Origin of the sequence: Streptomyces sp. NPDC087440, assembly GCF_044744005.1 — a bacterium.
Lineage (GTDB): Bacteria > Actinomycetota > Actinomycetes > Streptomycetales > Streptomycetaceae > Streptomyces.
Genome location: NZ_JBIUXN010000009.1, coordinates 229,209 through 253,160, shown reverse-complemented (window position 1 = coordinate 253,160; position 23,952 = coordinate 229,209). Strand labels below are relative to the sequence as shown.

The window sequence follows — 23,952 nt, the reverse complement described above, 5'->3', positions numbered from 1 at the left end:
TTTGTGGATGCCTGTCCGCGTCCGGGGCGGGCGCGCCGGACGTACCACGGCTGCGGTAGTGCAGTCGGGCGGACTACTCCCCCGGGAGGGGCGCGAGTTCCGCCTGGCGGCAGCCTAAAGGCACCGGGGCGGACCGTAGGGTCGCACGTATGGAGAATCCCCTTCGCCGACTTCCGCGCGGGCGCCTGCGCGGGCGTCGGCTCGCCGCCGTGGTCGCGGTGCTCGCCGTGCTGCTGGGCGGAGGTGTCTGGGCGTCCGTCGCCGCCGCGGACGACCCCGTCGTGGTGCACAGGTCCGACCGCATGATGGAGATGCCCGGCGCACGCATCGACACCTCGTACTTCGTGGCCGACGGCGGCGGTCGCCGCCCCGCCGTCCTGATCGGACACGGCTTCGGCGGGTCCAAGAACGACGTCCGCGCCCAGGCCGAGGAACTCGCCAGGAACGGGTACGCCGTCCTGACCTGGTCCGCCCGCGGCTTCGGCAGGTCCGGCGGGAAGATCGGCCTGAACGCCCCCGACGCCGAGGTCAAGGACGTCACCCGGCTCATCGACTGGCTCGCGGGGCAGAGGGACGTCCTGCTCGACAAGGACGGCGACCCCCGCGTCGGCGTCACCGGCGGCTCCTACGGCGGCGCGATCTCCCTGCTGGCAGCGGGGCACGACCCTCGCGTGGACGCCATCGCCCCCCAGATCACGTACTGGAACCTCGCCGAAGCCCTCTTCCCCAACGGGGTGTTCAAAAAGCTCTGGGCCGGCGTCTTCGTCACCACCGGCGGCGGCTGCCAACGCCTGGAGCCAAAGCTGTGCGAGCTGTACGAGAGGGTCGCCGTCGCCGGAAAGCCCGACGACGCGGCGCGCACCACCCTGGAGGCGCTCAGCCCCTCCTCCGTCGCCGACCGCATCAAGGTGCCCACCCTGATCCTCCAGGGCCAGAGCGACTCCCTCTTCCCCCTCGGACAGGCCGACCGGATGGCCGACGCGATCACCGGCAACGGTGCTCCCGTCGCCGTCGACTGGCTCTCCGGCGGGCACGACGGCGGCGACAGTGAGGACGCCCGCGCCGAACAGCGCGTCACCGCCTGGTTCGACCGGTACCTCAAGAAGGACACCTCCGCCGACACCGGCCCCGCCTTCCGCGTCAGCCGCACCGGCGGCGTCGACTCCACCAACGGCTCCGCCCGCCTGCGGGGCGCCTCCGCGGACCGCTACCCGGGCCTGCGCGGCGACGTGCGGAACATTCCCCTCACCGGCCGCACGCCGGAGCAGACCTTCGGCAACCCGGCGGGCGCCAACCCGCCCGCCATCTCCTCCGTGCCCGGCGCGGGCGCCCTCTCGCAGCTCTCCGGGCTCGGCGTGGGCCTCTCGCTCGACTTCCCCGGCCAGTACGCCCGCTACGACTCCGCACCCCTCGACGAGGGCGTCCAGGTCACCGGCACCCCCACCGTCACGGTCCGCGTGAAGTCCACCAGCGACGACATGGTCCTCTTCGCGAAGGTCTACGACGCCAGTGCCAACGGCGGACAGGTCCTGCCGCACCAACTCGTCACCCCGATCCGGATCACCGGCGCGAAGGCCGGGAAGACCGTCGAGGTGACCCTCCCGGCCATCGACCACACCTTCCAGGCCGGGCACCGGATGCGCCTGCTGCTCACCGCGACGGACCTCGGGTACGCGTCCCCGGCCGAGCCCGCCGCCTACACGGTCTCGCTCGCCGACGGCGGGCTGAGCGTCCCCACCGACGACAAGCTGGCCACCGCGTCCGCCGGGCTCGCCTGGTGGGTGTGGGGGCTGCCGCTCGCGAGCGCCCTGGTGGCGGCGGGGCTGCTGCTCAGCGCCCGGCGCCGGACGTCCGCCCCCGCGCCGGATCCGGCGCTCGCCGAGGTCCCCCTCCAGATCACCTCCCTGAGCAAGCGGTACGGAAAGTCCGGCGACCGGTACGCCGTCCGCGACCTCTCCTTCCGCGTCGAGAAGGGCCAGGTCCTGGGCCTCCTCGGCCCCAACGGCGCGGGCAAGACCACCACCCTGCGCATGCTGATGGGCCTCATCGGCCCCGACGGCGGCGAGATCCGCGTCTTCGGGCACGCGATCCGACCCGGCGCACCGGTGCTCTCCCGGGTGGGCGCGTTCGTCGAGGGCGCGGGCTTCCTCCCGCACCTCTCCGGCCGCGCCAACCTCGACCTGTACTGGCAGGCCACCGGACGCCCCACCGAGGACGCGCACATCGAGGAGGCCCTGGAGATCGCCGGGCTCGGCGACGCGCTCCAGCGCGCCGTACGGACGTACTCCCAGGGCATGCGCCAGCGCCTGGCCATCGCGCAGGCCATGCTCGGCATGCCGGACCTGCTCATCCTCGACGAGCCGACCAACGGCCTCGACCCGCCGCAGATCCGCGAGATGCGCGACGTGATGATCCGGTACGCGGCCGGCGGACGCACCGTCATCGTCTCCAGCCACCTCCTCTCCGAGGTCGAGCAGTCCTGCACCGACCTGGTCGTCATGGACCGCGGCAAGCTGGTCCAGGCAGGACCGGTCGCCGAGATCATCGGCTCCGGCGACACCCTCCTGGTCACCGTCGACGGCGAGGTCACCGAAGCGGTGGTCGAGAAGGTCGCCGCGCTGCCGGGCGTGGAGACGGCGGTACGGGCCGAGGGCGGCCTCCTGGTCCGCCTCGACGGCGGGAGCCCGCAGCAGCTCATCGCGGAACTGGTGCGCCTGGACGTGCCGTTGACGGGCGTCGGCCCGCACCGCCGCCTGGAGGACGCGTTCCTCACCCTGATCGGAGGCTCGGCATGAGCACAGTAAGTACCGCCGCTCCCGGCTACCGGCCCGGTCGCACCCTCCCGCTGCGGGTGGAGGCCAAACGCCAGTGGCGGCGACGGCGCACGACGGTCATGGCGATCATCCTGGGCGCCCTGCCGTTCGTCCTGATCGCCGCCTTCGCCATCGGCGGCACGCCCTCCGAGCGCGGCGGCAGTGCGAGCGGGCGCATCAACCTGATGGACACCGCCACCGCCTCCGGTGCGAACTTCGCCGCCACCTGCCTCTTCGTCTCGGCGGGCTTCCTGCTGATCATCCCGGTCGCCCTCTTCTGCGGCGACACCGTCGCCTCGGAGGCCAACTGGTCATCCCTGCGCTATCTGCTGGCCGCACCGGTGCCCCGCACCCGCCTGCTCTGGAGCAAGCTGGCGGTGGCCCTGGCGTTCAGCCTGGCGGCGATGATCCTGCTGCCCCTGGTCGCCCTGGTCGCGGGCACGGCGGCCTACGGGTGGGGGCCCCTGGAACTCCCCACCGGAGGCGCCCTCGCGGCGGGCACGGCGCTGCCCCGCATCGCGATCATCGTGGGCTACCTCTTCGTCTCCCAACTGGTCACCGCCGCGCTCGCCTTCTGGCTCTCCACGAAGACGGACGCACCGCTGGGCGCGGTCGGCGGCGCGGTCGGGCTGACCATCGTCGGCAACGTCCTGGACGCGGTGACCGCGCTCGGCGACTGGCGCGACTTCCTCCCCGCGCACTGGCAGTTCTCCTGGGTGGACGCGCTGCAACCCCAGCTCGAATGGGGCGGCATGCTCAAGGGTGCGTCGATCTCGGTGACGTACGCGTTGATCCTCTTCGCCCTGGCCTTCCGCGGCTTCTCCCGGAAGGACATCGTCTCGTGACGCAATAACCGTCGCGTGACGCAATGAGGCTGCGGCGGGCGGCGGACTCCGTACATCATGTGCGGCATGTCAACTCTTCTGCTCGCCCTGGCAGTTGTCTCGGTCGGCCTCTACGCGGGCATGATGCTCATCTTCCGGACGGGCATCATGCCCGCACTCGCGCGGGTCTCCGACGAGCAGTTCGCGGCGACGATGCGGCGCATCAACGAGGACGTGCCGCGCGGCGTCTTCGTGACGACGATGTTCGCTTCGGTGCTGTTCCCGGCCGCCGCCCTGTTCGTCGCCCCGGAGGGCGGCCGCACTCCGCTCCAGCTCTGGCTGCTGATCGGCGGCCTCGCCCTCACCGTCCTCAACCACGCCGTCACGGCGGGCGGCAACATCCCCCTCAACAACGCCCTCGCGTCCTCCGAGAACGCGCCGACGACGGACACGGAGGCCCGCACCGCCTTCGAGTCCCGCTGGAACCGCCTGCACGCAGTGCGCACCCTGAGCGTGGTGGCGGGCTTCGCCCTGGTGGTGGCGAGCGCGGTGGTGGACCGGTAGCCGCAGCGGAAATCGAGCACCGGCACCGGTGCTCCGGCCGGGCCCAGCACCAGCACCGGTGCTCGTTCCTGGCACCGGCACCGGTGCTCGCTCCTCCTGCCACCGACACCGGCACCGGTGCTCGCGCGCACTGGGCGGGGGAGCGGTCGCGGCGAACCCCTACCGCCGCAACAGCGCGAACAGCTCCTCCCACCGCTCCCCGACCACCTCCGGCGCATACCGCCCCACGACACCCCGGGCGGCCTCGCCGAGCCGCTCCCGCAGCTCCTCCTCCACCATCAACCGCTCCATCTTCTGGGCCAGTTCATCAAGATTCCCCGGCCGGACCAACAGCCCGTCCACCTCGTCCGTGACGATCTCCCGCACCCCCGGCGACACGTCGAACGCGACACAGGGCAGCCCGGCCCCCATCGCCTCAAGAGGCGCCAGCGGAAATCCCTCCTGCCGCGACGGCAGCACGAAGAAGGCGCCCTCGCGCCACGCCTGCGCCGCATCCTCGACGTACCCCGCCCACTCCACCGAGGCCGCGATCCCCAACTCGGCACAGTGCTTGTGCAGGGCGTCCTCACGGGCCCGCCCGGGCGCAGCACCCCCACCGGCCTCCCCGTACACCCGCAGCCGCCACGCGGGGTGGCGCGGCGCGAGCAACGCCCAGGCATCCAGCAGGATGTCGATCCCCTTGTCGTGATCGAGCCTGCCCAGACTCACCACACACGTCCCGCGCCGCCCCGCACCGGCATCAGCCCCAGGCGTGACCACGGGCGCGCCCACGGGGACGACCACCGGGGGCATCACCCCCACGTTGTTCAGCCAGTTGAGCACCCACCAGTCGGCGTCCTGCCGCGTCGGCGCGAGCACCCGGTCCACCCCGGACCGGCACAACCACCGCAACCGCCGGAACCGCGCTCCCGTCTTCGTGGCGGCGAACGCCTCCTGACTGACCAGCACCACCGGCATCCCGGCGGTGTCGGCGAGCGCCACCCACTCCAGCGCCCACCCCTCCAGCACGACGACCACCCCGTCCCCGCCGCTCCCCGCGAACAGCGCCGACAGCTCCCCGGCCTTCTCCCGCATCCCGCGCTCGTGCGCCCTGCGCCGCCCCCGCGCGAGCAGGTTCAGCCTGCTCCTGGGCGCCGGCGGCGCGACGGGCGGCAGCCCGCCGTACAAGACCGTGCTCCCGTACGCACCCCCCGCCACCCGCCGTTCCCCCTCGGGCACAGGCGCGATCCCCACCAGCCGCACCCGGTGTCCCCGCCCCGCGAGCACCCCCGCCAGTTCCCTGGCCCGCCGGGCGCTGCCACAGGGGGCGTCGACACTTCCGGAGACGAGAAAGACGTCCAAGAGCCATCCCGAGCTGGTGAGCGGCTGGTGCATTTCGGGCGAATGTACACAAGGGGCTGCCCGGAATCGGGGAGGACGAGGCGCTTGCCGCAAGCGCGCGAGGGGGCGCGAAACCGCACCCAAAAGAAAGCCGACCAGCGTCGTCGCTGGTCAGCTCCTGTGTGCGCCCCCGGCAGGACTCGAACCTGCGGCCAAGCGCTTAGAAGGCGCCTGCTCTATCCACTGAGCTACGGGGGCCGGGTGGTGGGCCTGGGGCCCGGGTCGGCCTGTGGGGCCGTTTGTGGCCGTTGCCGGGGACAAGGATAGGGCTCCGATCACCTTGGCCCGGTTGCTTCGCCTGCGTGGCACGATGTGGAGGTTCGGTGAAGCGACCCCGATAATCGCAGGCAGGTGCGAATCTCGCACCGCTTTTGGCGTCTCACGCCCCGGGTGTTGTGCACTCGTTATGCCTGTGCCCCACTCGCCCCAAGTGTCCCAGGGTGCGCATTGTCCCCGATTGGGGGGATATCGGCGCGCAGAGACGGTCTATACGCTTCAAAAAGCGGTCATAATTGGGCATTCTTCGTATGTGGTGACCTTGGACGTACGGCCTCAGCTGCTCGACGCACTTTCCGCCCTGCGCGACCGTGTCGCCGCCGTGCGCCTCCCCTTTCCGCTGCCGGGAGTGCCCAGGGCCCGGCAGACACGGGTGGAGCTCCTCGCACAGCTCGACGACTATCTGGTGCCCCGGCTGCGTGACCCCGAAGCACCGTTGCTCGCCGTCATCGGCGGCTCCACCGGCGCCGGCAAGTCGACGCTCGTCAACTCCCTGGTGGGCAGACGCGTCACCGAGGCCGGTGTGCTGCGGCCGACGACGCGCACACCGGTGCTGGTGTGCCACCCCGACGACCACCACTGGTTCGCGGGACAGCGCGTACTGCCGCAGTTGACGCGCGTGTGGCACCCGGAACGGTGCACGGACGAACAGGAGGAGGGCAGCGAGGAACAGGACAGCGGAGTGCTGCGGGTGGAGACCTCCGAGTCGCTGCCCGTGGGACTCGCCCTCCTGGACGCCCCCGACATCGACTCCCTGGTGGCCGCCAACCGGGTGCTCGCGGCCGAACTCATCTGCGCCGCCGACGTCTGGGTGATGGTGACGACGGCCTCCCGGTACGCCGACGCGGTGCCGTGGCACCTGCTGCGTACCGCCAAGGAGTACGACGCCATGCTGGTGACCGTTCTCGACCGGGTGCCCCACCAGGTGGTCGGCGAGGTGTCGCGGCAGTACGCGGCGCTGCTCACCCGCGCGGGCCTCGGCGAGGTGCCCCGCTTCACCATTCCCGAGCTCCCCGAGTCCGCGGGCGGCGGCAGCGGACTGCTGCCGTCCACGGCCGTCGCACCCCTGCTGGAGTGGCTCACCCACCGGGTGCGCGACCCCGCAGCCCGCCAGCAGGCCGTCGCCCGCACCGCACGCGGCGTCATGGACTCCCTGAACTCCCGGATGCCGGAACTGGCCGGAGCCGTCTCCGCCCAGTACGCCGCCGCCGTACGGCTCACGTCGGCGGTGGAGGACGCGTACGAGCAGGAAGCGGATCGCGTACGCCGACGGCTGGAGCGCGGTGCGGTGCTCTCCGGCGACGCGCTCACCCGCTGGCGCGCCCACCCGGCGGACGCCACCGACGGGGAGCTCCTGGACTCCCTGGTGGACAGCCTCACCGCCCTGCTGCAGTGCGCCGTCGCCGCCGCCGACGAGCGGGTACGGGTCGCCTGGGGCGCCGAACCCGCCGCGGACGCGGTGGTTCCGGCCGGTCCCGACGCCGAGTCGGCCGAGCGCATCGGCGTGGCCGTACGGCGCTGGAGGCGGGTCCTGGAGGAACTCGCGGAGGAAGAGGTGCGGGAGCTGGAGCGGCCCGCGGCACCCGACGCCGAGACCGTCGCGGCCCTCCTCGCCGCGGCGCTGCTGGGCGGCCGACGCGCCCGCTCCGCGGGCGAGCGGCTGGCCGAACGGATCGGGGCACACGGCGCGCTCCGGCTGCGCGACCGGGGCGGCGAGCTGGTGACGACGTACATCGACAGGGTGCTGCACGCCGAACGCGACCGTCGGCTGGCCCCCCTGGACGCGCTGGACGTGACGCCCGAGCCACAGGCCGAGCTGATCGCCGCGCTGTCCGTGACGAAGAAGGAGAGGTGACGGTGGTGGGCGCGGAGACGGGTGTGGACGCTGTGGCGGCCGATGCGGACGGGACGAAGGAGCAAGGCGGCTGGGACGACGGGACGAAGGCGCGGGGCAGCTGGGACGACGGCACGAAGGGGCGGGGCGGCTGGGACGACGGGTTGATCGCGCGGCGCGCGGCGGACCGGCAGCAGGACGCGTACCGGCCCGAAGAGGGCGAAGGACCGGAGGACTTCCTCGTGGAGGAGTTCGGGGACCTGCCGCCGGGCGGCGGGGAGTACGGGGCGGACCTGTCCGTACGACTGGACGCGCTGCGGGAGCTGGTGGGCCTCTCCCGTGCCAGGCTCGCGGGCGACACCCTGCACGAGGCCGGACGCGTGCTCGACGAGGCGGTGGCCCGGCGGCGGCTCTCCGCGCAGCACACCGTCGTCGCCGTCGCGGGCGCGACCGGAAGCGGCAAGTCCACGCTCTTCAATTCCCTCGCAGGAGTGAGGATTTCCGAGACGGGACTCAAGCGGCCCACCACCTCCGCCCCGATCGCGTGCAGCTGGACGGACGGGGCGGCCGGGCTGCTGGACCGCCTCGGCATCCCCGGACGGCTGCGCAGACGCCCTTTCCAGGCCGGTACGGGCGCGGGCACCAGCGGTGACGAGGGCCTGCGCGGACTGGTCCTGGTGGACCTGCCCGACCACGACTCGGCGGTCACCGCACACCGCGAACAGGTCGACCGCGTGCTGGCCCTGGTCGACGCGGTGATCTGGGTCGTCGACCCGGAGAAGTACGCCGACGCCGCCCTCCACGAGCGGTATCTGCGGCCCCTCGCCGGGCACGCCGAAGTCACCTTCGTCGTGCTCAACCAGACCGACCGGCTGCCCGGCGACTCTGCCGACCTGGTCCTGGACGACCTGCGCCGCCTCCTCGACGAGGACGGCATGGCGCTCGGCGAACACGGCGAACCCGGTGCCACCGTCCTCGCGCTCTCCGCCCTGACGGGTGACGGAGTGGAGGAACTCCGCGAGCTGCTGCGCGCGTTCGTACAGGAGAGGGGTGCGGCCGGGCGGCGGCTCGCGGCGGACGTCGACGCGACGGCGGCCAGGCTGCGCCCGGTGTACGTGGCGGAGGGCAGGGCGGGGCTGGGGGAGCGGGCGCGGGAGGAGTTCGCGGACCGGCTGGCGGCGGCGGTCGGCGCGGCGGCGGCCGGGGAGGCGGCCGAGCGGGAGTGGCGGCGCAACGCGGGCAAGGCGTGCGGGTCGCCGTGGCTGAGGCTGTGGCGCTGGTACGACGCGCGGCGCGTCCCGGGCGGCGGTGCGGCTGTGCCGGGTCGGGCGTTCGCGCAGCCCAGGGACGTGGAGGTGACCGCCCGCCAGCGGGTCGAGCAGGCGGTACGGACCGTAGCCGACGCCGCGACCGACGGCCTGCCCGCACCCTGGGCGCAGGCCGTGCGGGAGTCGGCGGTGCGCGGGGCCGAGGGGCTGCCCGAGCAGCTGGACGCGCTCGCGGCACAGGCCGCGGTGCCGCGCGGCAACCCGCCCAGGCCCGCCTGGTGGCCCGCGGCGGTCCTCACCCAGGCGGCCATGACGCTGCTTCAGATCTACGGCGGGCTCTGGCTGTTGGGCCAGGTCTGCGGGGTGCTGGAACCGAACCTCCTGCCGCCGTTCCTGCTGATGCTGGCCGGGGTGGCCGGCGGGCCGGTCGTCGAGTGGGGCTGCTGGGCCGCGGCCAGGGGCCCCGCCCGACGGTACGGGCAGGACGCCGAACGGCGGCTGCGGGAGGCTGCGGCGGGCTGCGGCCGGGCCAAGGTCCTGGACCCGGTGTCGGCGGAGCTGCTGCGGTACCGGGAGGTACGGGAGCGGTACGCGGCGGTGACGGGGGCGGGGCTGGGCTAGGGCGCGGCCCTGGATTCCGGTGTTCCGCCCGCCGGATTCCGGCGCGCCGACCGCTGCTTCCGACGCTCCGACCTCTGCTTCCGGTGCTCCGCACAGGCCCCGTCACCCCATCGGGTGGCGGGGTTTTCCCCATTCACCGCGCCCTCCACAGGCCCCGGCGGAATGCGCGGAAACCGGCCAGCATGGACGTATCGACAGGCCGGACGGCTCGGACGGACCCTACGCACCGGACGGCCGCGAAGGAACGAGCGAGGAAAGAGCGGGGGAGAAGCAATGAACGACACGATGGTGACCCTGGTGGGCAATGCCGCCACCGCACCCGTCTTCATGGAATCGGCACTGGGCACGGGATCGGTGCGGCTGCGGCTCGCGGTGACCGCCCGGCGCTACGACCGGGAGCAGGACGCCTGGGTCGACGGCCCCACCAGCTTCTACACGGTGTGGGCCAGGCGCGCACTCGCCGGGAACCTGGCCGGTTCGGTCGACGTGGGGGACCCCCTCGTCGTCTACGGCCGACTGCGCGTGAAGGACGAGGCCAAGGACGACCGGCGCTGGCTCTCGGCGGACGTCGACGCCGTGGCGGTGGGCCACGACCTGACCCGGGGCACCTCCGCCTTCCGCCGGGTCGCCAAGGCGGACCCCCGCCTGGTGGAACCGGCGTCCGTCAGGGCGGCGGCCGCCGCACCCGAGAGCGGCGGGCCGCCCCGGGCGGGCTCGCCCGCGACCGTCGGGTGGGGCGGCGAGATCCCGGTGAACTGGGCGGCCCGCGGCGCTCCGGGCAAACAGCCCCCGGAACCGGACCCGGAGAAGGGCACGGCCCGCACGCCCGAACAGCCGGTGGGTGCCGTTTCCTGACCGGACGTCACCACGCAAAGTGGCCAAGCACAAGGGGACGGTTACGGACGATAACGATTCCGATTCGGAATCGGACGTCTGGTCGCATGGCGGGGAGCTGTCCGGCGTAGCGTCCTTAGGATTCCCGGATACCCATGGGGCTCTTGAGGTTGCAGGCGAGGCACTCCCCACACACGCACCATGCGAAAGAACCTCGCCCGGAGGGGACTTGCATGTTTGACGAAGCGTCGGCTTCGAGACGAAAGCGTCGCACCGCTCACGCGACGGGCACCACGGACACGCCCTGTTTCGCCCGCTCCACCCGCGTCGCCCGCGCCTTCCGTGTCGCCCGCCGCCTGGCCGTCGCCGCGCTGGTCCCCGGTCTGCTCCTGGCGGGCACGATGGCCGGTGCCGGGACCGCGGCGGCCGACGAGCCGCCGCGCAGCCCGGGCGGCGTGGCCGCCGCCCTCAGCAGGCTCACCGTCCACGGCACGGTCACCATCCGCGACGCGGGGGAGGAGTGGAAGACCGAGGCCGGTCTCTACGAGATGACCGTCACCGGCGGCGGGACGCTCCAGAGCTACGGCGTCGACCTGCGCACCGCGGCCCGCACCGGGACCTCGTACAAGGAAGTCGGCTGGGACGAGTCCTCGCTGCACGGGAACAAGAACGCCGGAAAGATCCGCTGGATTCTGGAGCACTCCTACCCCCAGGTCAACGACCTTTCCGCGCTCGCCGAGCAGGCGGACGTGACGTCCCTCGACGACAAGGCCGCCGCCGCCGGCACCCAGGCCGCGATCTGGCGCTTCTCCGACAACGTCGAGGCCGTCCCCGCCAACCGGAGCGCCCGCAAGCTGGCCGCCTACCTGGAGCGCGCCGCCGAGAACGCCCCGGAACCCCAGCCCTCGCTCCTCCTGGACCCGCCCGCGCTGGCGGGCCGGGCCGGGGACCGGGTGGGCCCCGTCACCGTCCGTACCCGGGCGGACCGGGTCACCGTCGCCCCCTCCGGGGACGCCCCGCACGGGATGCGCGTCGTCGACGCGGAGGACCGCCTGGTCCGGGACGTCGGCCGGGGCGCGAAGCTGTACTTCCACCTCCCCGAGGACGTCCCGTCCGGCACGAGCGCCCTGACCGTCCAGGCGGACGCCCGCGTGCCGATCGGCCGGGCCCTGGTCAGCGACACGCACAGCCAGACCCAGATCGTCGCCGGTTCCAGCGCCTCCACGGTCACCGCCGAAGCCACCGTCACCTGGGCCGACCAGCAGGCCACGGGCGCGGTCCCGGCGCTCTCCGCGAAGAAGGACTGCGCCCGGGGCGCCGTCGCCCTCACCGGCACCAACGTGGGCGACGCCCCCTTCACCTTCGAGCTCCTCGGCTCCCGCCACACCCTCCCGGCACACGGCTCACGCAGGGTCACCATCCCGCTCCAGGAGGACCAGGCGTACGACCTCACGGTCACCTCACCGGAAGGGCTGCGGAAGACCTTCAAGGGCGTCCTGGACTGCGAGACGGCGGGCGCCGTCGCCATCGGCACCGCCGACGCCCCCGCCAACCGCCCCACCCCCGCCACCGGCGGCAACCCCGCCCCCGTCGCCTCCGCCCCCGGCGACAACCTCGCCGAAACGGGCGCCTCGGGCGCCACCACCCCGATCCTCTACATCGCCATCGGCCTGCTGGTCCTGGGCACCGGAGCGGTCGTCCTGCTCCGCAAGAAGAAGCCCGCCCCCGAAACCGACACCGACTGACCCGCCGCCGCAGGCCCCCGGGCCAGGCACGACAAGGCCCACGGGCCTCCTCCCCCGGCCTCCCGGCGGGTATCCGGTTTCCGCCGGGGGAGTGACGTCAGGCAAGATGGGGTGTATCTGCCCACCCCACGATCTGCCGGACGGTTTCTCTTGGCTGAGTTCATCTACACCATGCGCAAGGCGCGTAAAGCGCACGGCGACAAGGTGATTCTCGACGACGTCTTCCTGAACTTCCTGCCCGGCGCGAAGATCGGTGTGGTGGGCCCCAACGGTGCCGGTAAGTCCACCGTTCTCAAGATCATGGCCGGTCTGGAGCAGCCGTCCAACGGTGACGCGTTCCTCTCGCCCGGCTACAGCGTCGGCATCCTCATGCAGGAGCCGAAGCTCGACGAGTCGAAGACCGTGCTGGAGAACGTCCAGGACGGCGCCGCCGAGCAAATGGGCAAGCTCAAGCGCTTCAACGAGGTCGCCGAGCTCATGGCGACCGACTACAGCGACGAGCTCATGGACGAGATGGGCAAGCTCCAGGAGGACCTGGACCACTCCAACGCCTGGGACCTCGACGCCCAGCTGGAGCAGGCCATGGACGCCCTGGGCTGCCCGCCCGGCGACTGGCCGGTCACCAACCTCTCCGGTGGCGAGAAGCGCCGCGTGGCGCTCTGCAAGCTGCTCATCGAGGCCCCGGACCTGCTCCTCCTCGACGAGCCCACCAACCACCTCGACGCCGAGTCGGTGAACTGGCTGGAGCAGCACCTCGCGAAGTACCCGGGTGCCGTCGTCGCCGTCACCCACGACCGTTACTTCCTGAACAACGTCGCCGAGTGGATCCTTGAGCTCGACCGCGGCCGCGCGATCCCCTACGAGGGCAACTACTCCACGTACCTCGACAAGAAGGCCACCCGCCTCAAGGTCGAGGGCAAGAAGGACGAGAAGCGCGCCAAGCGCCTCAAGGAAGAGCTGGAGTGGGTGCGGTCCAACGCCAAGGGGCGTCAGACCAAGTCCAAGGCCCGTCTCGCCCGGTACGAGGAGATGGCGGCCGAGGCCGACAAGATGCGGAAGCTGGACTTCGAGGAGATCCAGATCCCGCCGGGCCCGCGTCTGGGCTCGATCGTGGTCGAGGTCGAGAACCTGAGCAAGGCGTTCGGGGACAAGGTCCTCATCGACGACCTCAGCTTCACGCTGCCGCGCAACGGCATCGTCGGCGTCATCGGCCCCAACGGTGCCGGCAAGACCACGCTGTTCAAGATGATCCAGGGCCTGGAGACGCCGGACAGCGGCTCCATCAAGGTCGGCGACACGGTCAAGATCTCTTACGTCGACCAGTCCCGCGCCAACATCGACCCCAAGAAGACGCTGTGGGCCGTCGTCTCCGACGAGCTGGACTACATCAACGTCGGCCAGGTCGAGATGCCGTCGCGCGCGTACGTCAGCGCCTTCGGCTTCAAGGGCCCGGACCAGCAGAAGCCGGCCGGAGTCCTCTCCGGTGGTGAGCGCAACCGCCTCAACCTGGCGCTGACCCTCAAGGAGGGCGGCAACCTGCTCCTCCTCGACGAGCCCACCAACGACCTCGACGTCGAGACCCTCTCCTCGCTGGAGAACGCGCTGCTGGAGTTCCCGGGTGCGGCCGTCGTGATCTCCCACGACCGCTGGTTCCTGGACCGGGTGGCGACGCACATCCTCGCGTACGAGGGCGAGTCCAAGTGGTACTGGTTCGAGGGCAACTTCGAGTCGTACGAGAAGAACAAGATCGAGCGTCTCGGCGCCGATGCGGCCCGCCCGCACCGCGCCACCTACAAGAAGCTCACCCGAGGCTGAGACCGGAAGGTCGAGGTCAGAAGGCTAGAGGCTGATACATCGTGGCTCGCCACATCTACTCCTGCCCCCTGCGCTGGTCGGACATGGACGCCTTCGGGCACGTCAACAACGTCGTCTTCCTGCGGTACCTGGAAGAGGCGCGGATCGACTTCATGTTCCGGCTGGCGCCGGGGGAGGGCAGTGCGTCCTTCACGGGCGGGTCCGTCGTGGCCCGTCACGAGATCGACTACGTGCGGCCCCTCGTCCACCGGCACGAGCCGGTGCGCATCGAGTCCTGGGTCACGAAAATAGGCGCGGCGTCCCTGACGATCGCCTACGAGATCAAGGACCCCGAGCAGGTGTACGTACGGGCGTCCACGGTCGTCGTCCCGTTCAACCTGGCGGAGGGGCGGCCGCGGCGGATCTCCGCCGAGGAGAAGTCCTTCCTGCTGGAGTACCTGGACGACGACGCCCGGCCCGCGGACGTCACCGGCGGCCGTTCCAAGGCCGTGGCGGCATGAGCGTGCAGGCGGGCCCGAGGTCGCTGGAGCTCGACGGACCCGGGGAGGCGGCGGACCTCGCCGCCTTCCTGGGGCGTCTGCTGCGGTACGACCGGGCCGCCGCCGTCCGCCTCCAGGCGCACGGCGGCGCGCTCGCGGTCTTCGGCCGCCCGCCGTCCTTCGACGTCCTCGCCGTCCGCACCGCGCGCCTCGCGCACGAGGCGGACCTGGACGTCACCGTGTCCGCCGGTGAACTCCTCGACGGTGTCGAGGAAACGACGGGTGCGCTGCGGATTCCCTCTGCCGTCACCGGGCCGCCGTGGGCCGGTCTGCTGCCGCCGCGCGGCGGCTGGCGGCCCGTCGAGGGCGTCCCCGACGCGGAGGCCATGCGGGGTGTGGTGGCGGCGGCCGTCGCCGAATTCCGCTCCCGCGACGAGGAGTTGGGGGAGAGCGGGCGCACCCGTGCGGCCCGCGACCGGATCGGGGCCGACATCTGGTCCCGGACCCTCGCGGGAAGCGAACTGCCGCTGCGCGCCGTGCACGCGGCCCAGTCGCTGGGCTTCCTGCGCCCCGGCGTGCCGGTGGCGCTCTTCGCGGCGGGCGCGTGGCTGCGGCTGCGCACGCCGTACGGCTCGGTGACCTTGCGCAGGGCCACGGGCGGGCTGGGCGCGCTCCAGGTCAGCCCGGCCTGAACCCCGGCTGAAGCCCTGGCCCGACCCCTGACCGAAGCCCTGGCCTGAACCCTGACCGAAGCCCCGGCTTCAGACCCCGGCCCGTACCCGGCCCGCCCCCACCCGGACCCCACCGGCCCCCTCAGGCCTGGTCGTCCGGCCACACCCCGATGTGGTCCGACTCCAGCTCCAGCATCACCCGGTGCCGCATGTCCAGCGACTCCGTGTACTCCGCCGGGAGTTGCAGGCGCCCGGCCCGGTCCAGCATCGCGTACTCGCGGGCGACCACCGACTCCTGGCCGGTCGCGGCGTCCACCTCGGTGCGGCGCAGTACCTCCGTCGAGGTGCGGCCGTCGCGGATGGCGACCGTACGGCGGACCTCGTTGGCCACCGTCTGGTCGTGGGTGACGATGACGACGGTGGTGCCCAGCTCCTCGTTCGCCCGCCGGAAGGCGGCGAAGATCTGCTCGGCGGTCGTCGAGTCCAGCTCGCCCGTCGGCTCGTCCGCCAGCAGCACGGACGGCTCGTTGGCGAGGGCGACCGCGATGGCCACCCGCTGCTGCTGGCCGCCCGACATCTGCGAGGGGCGCCGGTCGCGGAGTTCGGCGACGTCCATCATCGACAGCAGGTGGTCCACCCGGGCGGTGCGCTCCGCGTTCTTCCCCCGGCCCTTCAACTGCATCGGCAGAGCCACGTTCTGGGCGGCCGTCAGGTACGGCAGCAGGTTCCGGGCGGTCTGCTGCCAGATGAAGCCGACCACGTTGCGCCGGTAGTGCAGCCGCTCCTTGGAGCCCATCGTCAGCAGGTCGCAGCCCGCGACCTTCGCCGCGCCCGCCGTCGGCTCGTCCAGCCCGGCGAGGATGTTCATCAGCGTCGACTTGCCACTGCCGGACGCGCCGACCAGGGCCATCAAGTCGCCCTCCTCGACCAGGAGATCGAGCCCCTGCAGGGCCTGCACCTCCACGCCGTCCGTGGTGAACACCCGTACCAGCCGGTCGCAGGCGATCAGCGCGTCGTGGCCGAACGCGGGGCGCTCGCGCCGCGAGGTGGCCGCACGCTCCAGATCCGCGAGGGTCGTTGTCGTATCGGTCATCGAGCGTCTCCTGCCCTGAGTTCTGTCGTCGTGGTGCGTCGCGTGGTCCACCACGCCTGGACGGCCGCCACACCGATGGCGATGCACACCACCGCCACGGCCGGTACCAGCAGCGACCAGGTGTCCGTACGCAGCAGGACGGGCGCGGTGCCCACCAACTGCGTCTGCGCCGCCAGCGCCAGGGCGCCCAGGTCGATGTCCTGGGACAGCAGGGTGATCGCCGCCCAGCCCACCAGCACCCCGCCGCACGCCGCGAGCAGTGCCTGCGGCAGTGACTCGAAGATCAGCAGCTTCCTGCCCTGACCGCGGGTCAGGCCCATCGTGCGCAGCCTGGCCAGCAGCGCGGCGCGCTCCGGCGAGCTGTGCAGCAGCGACAGCAGCACGGCGAGGACCGCGAAGCCCGCCCCGGCCGAGACCGCCACCGTGTACACCCGCTCGGCGCCCTTCTGCAGCGGCGGGTCGGTCAACGCGGCCCGCTCCTCCGTCCGCAGCAGGACCTTCGGGCCCGGGCCCGCAGCGGCCCGCAGCTCCTTCTTGTCCAGATTGCTGCCGGTGACCATCAGGGCCGTCGCCCGGAACTGGCCGAGCGCCGCCTTGTCGATCACCATGAACTCCACCTCGGGCAGCAGCGGAGTCGCCGTGAGGGTGCCGCCCAGGCGGGCCGTGAAGGAGCCGAAGGCGATGCTGCGCAGCGCGAGGTCCTTGTGGCCGGCCAGCCGCTGTGCCGTCTTCGGCGAGGCGAGCACGGGGAACACCTTGTCCTTGCCGCGCAGCGCCGCCGCGTCGAACGCGCCGATGTCCGTGCGGCGGGACAGCCGGGAGTACGACTCGGGGTCGACGGCCACCAGCATGACGTCGCGGCCCCGGTCCGGCAGGGTCACCCGCTGGTCGACGCCGACCTCGCTGACCTCCCGCACCCCCGTCGCCTTCTTCACCGCGGCGATGGTCCGTGCGTCGAGCGGGCCCTGCGCGTCGCTCTGCACCCGGGCGTCCGCGCCCACCGCCACCGTGGCGGCCCGCTCCCGCGAGTCGGACACCCCGGCCAGCACGGACCCGCCGAACGCGGCCGTGGACAGGGCCACCAGCAGGGCGAGCAGCGGCAGCGTCGCCGTGGCCGGGGCACGCCCCGACCGGGCCGCCGCCAGGAACCCGATAGCCCCCCGGCGCAGCGCGACGGGGCGCGCCACCAGACGCAGGGGCAGCGGGTACAGCCGTACGAGAACGAAGGAGGCGATCACCGCGACCAGCACCGGTGCGGCGCTGACCAGCCCGTCGACCGCGCCCTCGGTGCCGCGGCGGCGCAGGGCGACGACCGCGCCCACGGTGAGGACCACGAGGGTGAGCTCGATGACCGTGCGCCTGCGGGACGGCTTGGCCCGGACCATGTCGACGCGACCGCCGTGCGCCGTGGGCCGCAGATGGGCCAGGGCAGCACGCACGGGCAGCCCCGCCACGGCCGTCACGGCGACGGCGGCAGCGGCGAGCACCGACGCCGTCGTGCGCGTCCCCGGCAGCAACAGGTACGCCACCAGCCAGCCCGCCGCCGCGGCGGGCACCACCACCACGGCCAGCTCCGCGCACAGCCGGGTCGTCATGCCCAGCACCGAGCCGCCGCGGGCCCGCAGCAGCGCGAGTTCGCTCTGCCGGCGGGCCGAGGCGAGCGCACCGGTCATCAGCAGGACGACCACCGCGACCGTACCCACGCCGAAACCGGCGACGGCGACGACCGGAGTGACGGCGGAGCGGCTCTTGAGATAGCCGCCGACCAGGGTCTCCACCTCGGTGGAGACCACGGCGGTCGGGCTGACCCGCTCACGCAGCAGGGTCAGCAGGGGGCCGCTCTCCGCCGCCGCGACCGTGTTGGCCAGCGGCTCGGCATCGGGCGAGATGAGGCGCTTGGTGAACGGCGCGAACTCCCAGTAGGCCGTCGGCGCGGCGTAGAGCCCGAGCAGACCGGGTCCGGCCTCGGGGGGCAGCAGCACCTCGGCGGCCCAGTACTGGGTCTCGCCCGTCCTGTCCATGTTCTTGATGGTCGGGGTGAGCAGGGACGGCTGGGAGCTCCAGTACAGGGAGTCCTCGCGCAGCGGCTCGACGATGCCGGTGACGCGGACGGCGGCGCTGCCCCGGCCGGACTTCTCGCTGAGGTGCAGGACCGACCCGACCTTGATGTTCATGGTGCGTGCGGTCGCGGTGGTGACCACACCCTCCAGCGAGACCTCCGGGCGGACGGGGTTGACCACGTCCTCGTCCGGGGTGGGGGGTGTCGGGCCCGGCCGGTAGGCGGCCGCACGCCCCTCCACCAGCCGGGAGTGCCGGTCCAGTTCCGAGCGCGTGGACAGGCTGATGTCCGGGGGGTAGTAGCTGGGCATGGGCAGCCACTTGTCGTTGCCGGTGAGCGGCAGCGGTGAGCGGACCCCGTGGGCGGAGTCCGTGAGGTCCACCCGCAGCGGGGCCGGAAGCGTCCGCAGGATCTCCGCCTGCCCGGTGAGCAGCTCCTTGGGGGCCACGACGGGCTGCCGGTTCTCCATGGCCGAGGCCTCGGACGTGAAGGTCAGGACCCGTTGCTTGGGCGGCGCCGCGTCGATGGCGTGACGCAGCCCGGCATCCTCGTACCGGTCCACCGCCCGCGGATAGGCGGCGGCGAGGAACGCCGTGAGCAGGACCAGGACGCCCAGCGCGGCGGCGGCGCCGGGCGCGGTGCGCAGCCGGGTGCGCACCCAGGGGGCGACAGCGCGGTGACTCATCAGTTGCCGCCTCCTTGGAAGCGCAGAACGGTGGCCGGGTCGCCGCGCCGCAGCGCGAGCAGCAGCACGACCAGCAGGGGTACGGCGACGACGCCGGCCAGCAGTACGGCGACCTGCCCGGCGGGCAGTTGCACCAGGACGTGGGGCAGCGGCTGGGTGGCCTGCCCGGTGAGCACGATCAGCGGGACGACCGCCCGGGTCAGTACGGCGCCCAGCGCCACGCCCACCACCAGCGCGATCGCGATCAGCAGGGACTGCTCGGCGGCGATCAGCCGGGCCAGTTGCCTCGGTGGCGCGCCGAGCGCCCGCAGCACGGCGAACTCGGCGGTCCGCTCCCGCAGCGAGCCCATCGCACCGACGGCGAAGCCGACCGCGGCCAGCAGCGCCGCGACCACGGCCACCGCGAGGAGGGCCGCCTGGGGGCCCGCCCCGAGCGGGTCCTGGGTCAGCTCCCGCAGCGTCTCGTCCCGTACGACCACCTGGGCGGGGTCGATTTCCGTGCGCTCCCGCAACGCGGCCGCGGCCTGCGCGGTCCGGCCCTTCGCGGTGCCCAGCCACCACTCGTCGGGAGACAGCGCCACCGCCTGGCGGCGGGTGATCTCCCGGTTGAGGGCGCGCAGGTCCAGCAGCAGCCCGCCGCCGTCCCGCTTGATCTCGGTGGCGTCCTTGCCGCCGGAGATCGTGGCGGGGCCGGTGGTGGGCAGTTGCCGCAGGGTGCCGGCGATGCGCACGGTCAGGGTGGCTCCGGCCAGGTCGAAGTCGAGGTTGGAGCCGACCTTCGCGCCCGCCGACGTCAGGAAGGAGTCGGTGGCGAGCGCCGTCAGGGGGCCCGGCTTGGAGTTGGACGCGGTCAGCCGCACCGAGGTCTGCGTGTACTCGGCGTACTCGTCGATGCCGAAGCTGTTCGTCCCGGTGTCGAAGGTGACCCACAGCAGCTTGGTGTCCGGCGTGCCGGGGGTGAGACCGGTCTGCGCCCCGGGCTGACCGTCCCGCTCCTTCAGTACGTCGACGGCCTCACCGGCCCAGTCCAGCTGCCGGGGCCTGGCCACGGCGGCGCCCTGGGCGCTCCGTACCGTGTTCAGGGACAGCGACAGGGACTCCCCAACCCCCCGGGGCTTCTCGAACGTCGCCTCCAGGCCCGTGACGAACAGGGGCTGGGCCGGGTTGCCGGCCTTCGCGAGGTCCACGGGCACCCGGTGGGCGCGGGCGTCGGCGTCGAGCTCACCGAGGGGTACCCGGTGGGCGGTGCCGTAGCGGTCCTCCAGGACGACCAGGAGCTCGGGCTTCACCTTCGACGCGGTCCCGTCCACCTGGCCGAGGGTGAGGTCCAGGTCGAACCGGTCGCCCCGGGGCACCGGGATGCCGTCGCGGTTCTTGTCGTCGCCGCGCAGGCCCTCGGTCTGCCGGGCGATGCCGCGGGCGCCGCCCTCGACGAGGTCCTCGCGGAGCATCATGCCCTCGGAGGCCTGTGTGGTGTCCAGCGCCAGCAGCGTCGCCATCCGGTCGCCCGACAGCGGGATCTGGCGGCGCGCGGCGGCCGCGGCCGAGGTCACCCCGGGCACCTTGAGGTACTGCGCCCCCGCGCCCGAACCGGAGTTGGTGTTGCCGGTGACCCGGATGGAGGCCCCGCTGCGGAAGTCCGCCTGGTCCTCCTGCGAACGGTTCCAGGACGCGCCCTGCCCGATGGCCAGCATGCCCATCGCGACGGCCAGCACCAGCAGCAGCACCGGCCCGGTGCCGCGCAGCGGCCGCCGGCTGAGCTGCCAGCCGGCCAGTGCCACGGGCAGCGCCCGCCCGCTCGCCGCCCGCTTCTCCGCCAGCCGGGCCAGCGGCGGCAGCAGCCGCAGCGTCAGTACGGTTCCGGCCAGCAGCGCCAGCGCGGGCGCGGCGACCAGCAACGGGTCGACGCCCAGCCTGCCCGAGCGGTCGTCGGTCAGCGGCCCGGTGCCGGAGGTCTGCTGGTCGAGCTGCCAGTACGCGACGGCCGCGATCACCAGCAGCGCCAGGTCCGCGCCCGCCTTCATCGGCGCGGGCACCGAACGGCCCCGCTTCTCGCGCCCCGCCGCGAACGCCGGTGCCACCACGGCCAGTGCACACCCGGCGCCCACCGCGGCCCCGACCAGCCAGATTCCCGCCGTCGGGGCGCCGGACTCCAGGGAGAGCCCGATCTCCCCGAGGACGCCCTGCCCCGAGAGCAGCCGGGTCAGCGGGCCCGCCAGCACCGGGGCGAGCACGGCGGCGGGCAGCGCCAGCAGGGCGGCCTCGATCGCCGACAGGCCCACGATGCGCTGCCGGGAGCCGCCGCGCGCGATCAGCAGCGAGGTCTCGCCCGCCCGCTCGGCGCTCAGCAGCCGTGCCACCAGCAGCAGCGCGTAACCGGCCAGCAGCACCAGCTGCAAGGAGACGATCAGCAGCGTCGAACGGGACACCAGCAGTGCCCGCTGCGCCTGGTCCAGCACCTGGGGCAGCCCGTTGGCGACGGCCACCGACCCGTGGAAGGGATCGGTGGCCTCCACGTAGGCGGCGCCGGAGACGGCCGCCTTCCGCAGTGACGGGATGCGCCCGGTGTCGACCGAGGTGAAGTCGGCGGTGACCATCCAGGAGACGGAGCCGAAGGACACGGCCTTCGAGCGCAGCAGGGCCGGGTCGGCGAGCAGCGGACCGTACACGGTGAAGGTGGCGGCCCGGATGCCGCGCCCGTTCAGCTCCTCCAGCTTCCAGTACGGGTCGGCGGGCTTCTTCGGCTCGTACAGGCCGGTGACGCGGATCGCGCGGGCGGGGCCGGAGAGGCGGTCGGTGAGGGTGATGACACGGGGGCCGGGGGTGAGCTTGAGCTCTTTGGCAGCGTTGTCAGGGAGCGCCACCTCGATCACGGCGTTCTTGTCCGTGGACGTCGGGGCCGCCCCGGGCCAGGCTCCGGCGGTCAGCCGCACCCGGTCGCGGTCCAGCCCGGCGAACCGGGTCAGATCGGGTTCGCCGCCCCGGCTCTTGGCGGGGCCCAGGGTGCGCGGCAGTGCGTAGGTGCCCGACTGGTTCAGGGCGTCGACGCGGGTCGGCAGCCCGTCGAAGGTGCGCCGGGCGGCTTCCCGTACGACCTTGTCGGCCTCGGCGCGCTGTGCCTCGGTGACGGCGCTGGAGACGATGGTCAGCGCGGCGGCGGAGGCGTCGCGCGAGCCCAGCGAGCGGCGCAGCCCCGCGTCCCCGATGGAACCGGAGAAGGCGGTGAGTGCTGCCAGCACGGATGTGGTCAGCAGGACCGCGAGCAGTGCCGCCGCAAGCAGCAGCCGGTGCGCGCGCACCCGCAGAAAGACAAACCCCGTCACCCGTCCCCCTGACGCCCTGCGTGGAATGGGCTCTCGGAGCCCTTCCGGGATGCTGTCAGAGGATCAGAGGGACGGAAACCGCTTGCCGTTCCGACTTGATGCGATCGTGATCGAATTTCGGTAATGGATCATCGAATTCCGGTCAACAGTGGGCTATTTCACCCAACTTCACCCTGCTATCGGGTAGTTCAACCCTCGGTATTGACCATGGAAGCGGCCGCGTACGTCATGTAGTTCCACAACTGCCGCTCGTGCTCGGCGTCCAGGCCCAGCTCGTCGATCGCGTCCCGCATGTGGGTCAGCCACGCGTCGTGCGCCGCCCGGTCGACCTTGAACGGCGCGTGCCGCATCCGCAGCCGGGGATGCCCGCGCTCGTCGCTGTACGTACGGGGCCCGCCCCAGTACTGCATCAGGAACAGCCGGAAGCGCTCCTCGGCCGGACCCAGGTCCTCCTCCGGGTACATCGGCCGCAGCAGCGGGTCCTCGGCGACCCCCTGGTAGAAGCGGTGCACCAGGCGACGGAAGGTCTCCTCCCCGCCGACCTGCTCGTAGAAGGTCTGCTCCTGAAGCGTTCCCCGCGGAATCTCGTTCACTTCTCCATCGTCTCAGACGCCCCGGCCGAGGACTCGGGTCCTAGGGCCTGTCCGGGGGCCCTCTCGCCAAGGGGGCGGCGTACGCGCCACAGTGGGCGTATGGGCGCAACAGCGGAGTCCGGGGACCTGTACTCGTACGCCGAGGAGCGGGCCGCTCTCGTCACGGAGATCGCCGCGGCCGGAGCACTGAAGGACCCGGCCTGGCGGGCCGCCTTCACCGAAGTGCCCCGGCACCTGTTCGTGCCGTACTGGTTCCGCCCGGGACCCGGCGGCTACGAACGCCTGTGGTCCGAGGACCCCGACCCCCGCCGCCGGGCCCGCTGGCTGCGCGGCGCCTATGCCGACACCGCGCTCGCCACCCGGGTGCGCGACGGCGTCCTGCTCTCCTCCGGCAGCCAGCCCTCGCTGATGGCGCGGATGCTGGACGAGCTGGAGGTACGGGACGGCCACCGCGTCCTGGAGATCGGCGCGGGCACCGGCTACAACGCGGCCCTGCTCTGCCACCGCCTGGGCGAGGAACGGGTCACCACCCTCGACCTCGACCCCGAGATCGCCGAGTCGGCGCGCGCCCACCTGCGCCGGGCCGGGTACGCGCCGACGGTCGGGACGGGCGACGGCGCCCGGGGCTGCCCCGGGCGCGCCCCGTACGACCGGATCATGGCCACCTGCACGGTGCCCTCGGTCCCCCGGGAGTGGCTGCGCCAGTGCGTGCCCGGGGCACGCGTCCTGGCGCCCCTCTCGACCGGCCTGATCGCCCTGCGCGTCCGCGACGCGGGCTACGCGGAGGGCCGCTTCCTGCCCACCCCCGCCTACTTCGTACCGCTGCGCGGCGGACTCGGCGTACCACCGCCGCGCTACACGGGAGGCCTGCCGCGCGCAGCGCTGGAGAACGACCTCTTCCGCTTCCTGCTCTCGCTGAGCACGAGCAGCCTCGACCCGCACGAGGCCCTGGCCCTGTGGCACCTGGAGGGCCGCCCCCGCCGCGAACGCTTCGGCATCACCGTGACCTCAACAGGCCAATGGGCCTGGCTCGACGACCCCGACGGCCCCTACGCATGGCCCCTGTAAGGGGCGC

General features: G+C 72.8%; 16 protein-coding genes and 1 tRNA gene. 11 read left to right on the top strand and 6 right to left on the bottom strand.

Annotation, left to right across the window (positions count from 1 at the left end; genetic code table 11):
- The first annotated feature begins 149 nt into the window (after positions 1-149).
- The 3 genes from ACIO3O_RS20300 to ACIO3O_RS20290 all read left to right on the top strand — a co-directional run bounded on the left by ACIO3O_RS20300 (position 150) and on the right by ACIO3O_RS20290 (position 4,201).
- The gene (locus tag ACIO3O_RS20300; protein WP_401747639.1) at positions 150-2,795 is read left to right on the top strand and encodes an alpha/beta fold hydrolase; all 2,646 of its coding nucleotides are present in this window, start codon (positions 150-152) and stop codon (positions 2,793-2,795) included.
- The gene (locus ACIO3O_RS20295) at positions 2,792-3,658 is read left to right on the top strand and encodes an ABC transporter permease (protein ID WP_401747637.1); all 867 of its coding nucleotides are present in this window, start codon (positions 2,792-2,794) and stop codon (positions 3,656-3,658) included. The genes ACIO3O_RS20300 and ACIO3O_RS20295 overlap by 4 nt, the downstream gene beginning before the upstream one ends.
- A 66-nt stretch (positions 3,659-3,724) precedes the next feature.
- Positions 3,725-4,201: a DUF1772 domain-containing protein gene (locus ACIO3O_RS20290; RefSeq protein ID WP_401747634.1), complete on the top strand. Its 477-nt coding sequence runs from the start codon at positions 3,725-3,727 to the stop codon at positions 4,199-4,201.
- Between the two features lie 159 nt (positions 4,202-4,360).
- On the opposite strand, the gene ACIO3O_RS20285 is transcribed toward ACIO3O_RS20290, so the two are convergent.
- Together ACIO3O_RS20285 and ACIO3O_RS20280 are read right to left on the bottom strand one after the other, a co-directional pair.
- Positions 4,361-5,575 (bottom strand): glycosyltransferase, encoded by a 1,215-nt coding sequence (locus tag ACIO3O_RS20285; protein WP_401747631.1) that lies wholly within the window; start codon positions 5,573-5,575, stop codon positions 4,361-4,363.
- Between the two features lie 131 nt (positions 5,576-5,706).
- A tRNA-Arg gene (locus ACIO3O_RS20280) sits at positions 5,707-5,779 on the bottom strand.
- Between the two features lie 340 nt (positions 5,780-6,119).
- On the opposite strand from ACIO3O_RS20280, the gene ACIO3O_RS20275 reads away from it, so the two are divergent.
- From ACIO3O_RS20275 to ACIO3O_RS20245, 7 genes are all read left to right on the top strand, one after another.
- Positions 6,120-7,712, top strand: a complete 1,593-nt coding sequence (locus ACIO3O_RS20275; protein WP_401747741.1) for a dynamin family protein — start codon at positions 6,120-6,122, stop codon at positions 7,710-7,712.
- Positions 7,709-9,580, top strand: a complete 1,872-nt coding sequence (locus ACIO3O_RS20270) for a GTPase (RefSeq protein ID WP_401747629.1) — start codon at positions 7,709-7,711, stop codon at positions 9,578-9,580. The genes ACIO3O_RS20275 and ACIO3O_RS20270 overlap by 4 nt, the downstream gene beginning before the upstream one ends.
- A 273-nt stretch (positions 9,581-9,853) precedes the next feature.
- A complete protein-coding gene (locus ACIO3O_RS20265) occupies positions 9,854-10,435 on the top strand; it encodes a single-stranded DNA-binding protein (protein WP_401747627.1) in 582 nt (193 codons plus the stop codon).
- 212 nt (positions 10,436-10,647) lie between these two features.
- Positions 10,648-12,159: a TQXA domain-containing protein gene (locus tag ACIO3O_RS20260; RefSeq protein ID WP_401747625.1), complete on the top strand. Its 1,512-nt coding sequence runs from the start codon at positions 10,648-10,650 to the stop codon at positions 12,157-12,159.
- Positions 12,160-12,309: 150 nt separating this feature from the next.
- Positions 12,310-13,974, top strand: coding sequence for an energy-dependent translational throttle protein EttA (gene ettA, locus ACIO3O_RS20255; RefSeq protein WP_401747622.1), 1,665 nt, complete (start codon positions 12,310-12,312; stop codon positions 13,972-13,974).
- A 41-nt stretch (positions 13,975-14,015) separates the two neighbouring features.
- On the top strand, positions 14,016-14,474 hold the full coding sequence (locus tag ACIO3O_RS20250; protein WP_401747619.1) for an acyl-CoA thioesterase: 459 nt from the start codon (positions 14,016-14,018) through the stop codon (positions 14,472-14,474).
- The gene (locus tag ACIO3O_RS20245) at positions 14,471-15,145 is read left to right on the top strand and encodes a hypothetical protein (protein ID WP_401747617.1); all 675 of its coding nucleotides are present in this window, start codon (positions 14,471-14,473) and stop codon (positions 15,143-15,145) included. The genes ACIO3O_RS20250 and ACIO3O_RS20245 overlap by 4 nt, the downstream gene beginning before the upstream one ends.
- A 121-nt stretch (positions 15,146-15,266) precedes the next feature.
- On the opposite strand, the gene ACIO3O_RS20240 is transcribed toward ACIO3O_RS20245, so the two are convergent.
- The 4 genes from ACIO3O_RS20240 to ACIO3O_RS20225 form a co-directional block, all read right to left on the bottom strand.
- The gene (locus tag ACIO3O_RS20240; RefSeq protein ID WP_401747614.1) at positions 15,267-16,217 is read right to left on the bottom strand and encodes an ABC transporter ATP-binding protein; all 951 of its coding nucleotides are present in this window, start codon (positions 16,215-16,217) and stop codon (positions 15,267-15,269) included.
- Positions 16,214-18,961 (bottom strand): FtsX-like permease family protein, encoded by a 2,748-nt coding sequence (locus ACIO3O_RS20235; RefSeq protein ID WP_401747612.1) that lies wholly within the window; start codon positions 18,959-18,961, stop codon positions 16,214-16,216. The genes ACIO3O_RS20240 and ACIO3O_RS20235 overlap by 4 nt, the downstream gene beginning before the upstream one ends.
- A complete protein-coding gene (locus ACIO3O_RS20230) occupies positions 18,961-22,284 on the bottom strand; it encodes an FtsX-like permease family protein (RefSeq protein WP_401747610.1) in 3,324 nt (1,107 codons plus the stop codon). Before ACIO3O_RS20230 ends, ACIO3O_RS20235 begins: the two co-directional genes overlap by 1 nt.
- 188 nt (positions 22,285-22,472) lie before the next feature.
- A complete protein-coding gene (locus ACIO3O_RS20225) occupies positions 22,473-22,877 on the bottom strand; it encodes a globin (protein WP_189824175.1) in 405 nt (134 codons plus the stop codon).
- Positions 22,878-22,976: 99 nt separating this feature from the next.
- Here ACIO3O_RS20225 and ACIO3O_RS20220 point away from each other — a divergent pair, with 99 nt between their 5' ends.
- Positions 22,977-23,945 (top strand): methyltransferase domain-containing protein, encoded by a 969-nt coding sequence (locus tag ACIO3O_RS20220; protein ID WP_401747606.1) that lies wholly within the window; start codon positions 22,977-22,979, stop codon positions 23,943-23,945.
- Positions 23,946-23,952: the final 7 nt, after the last annotated feature.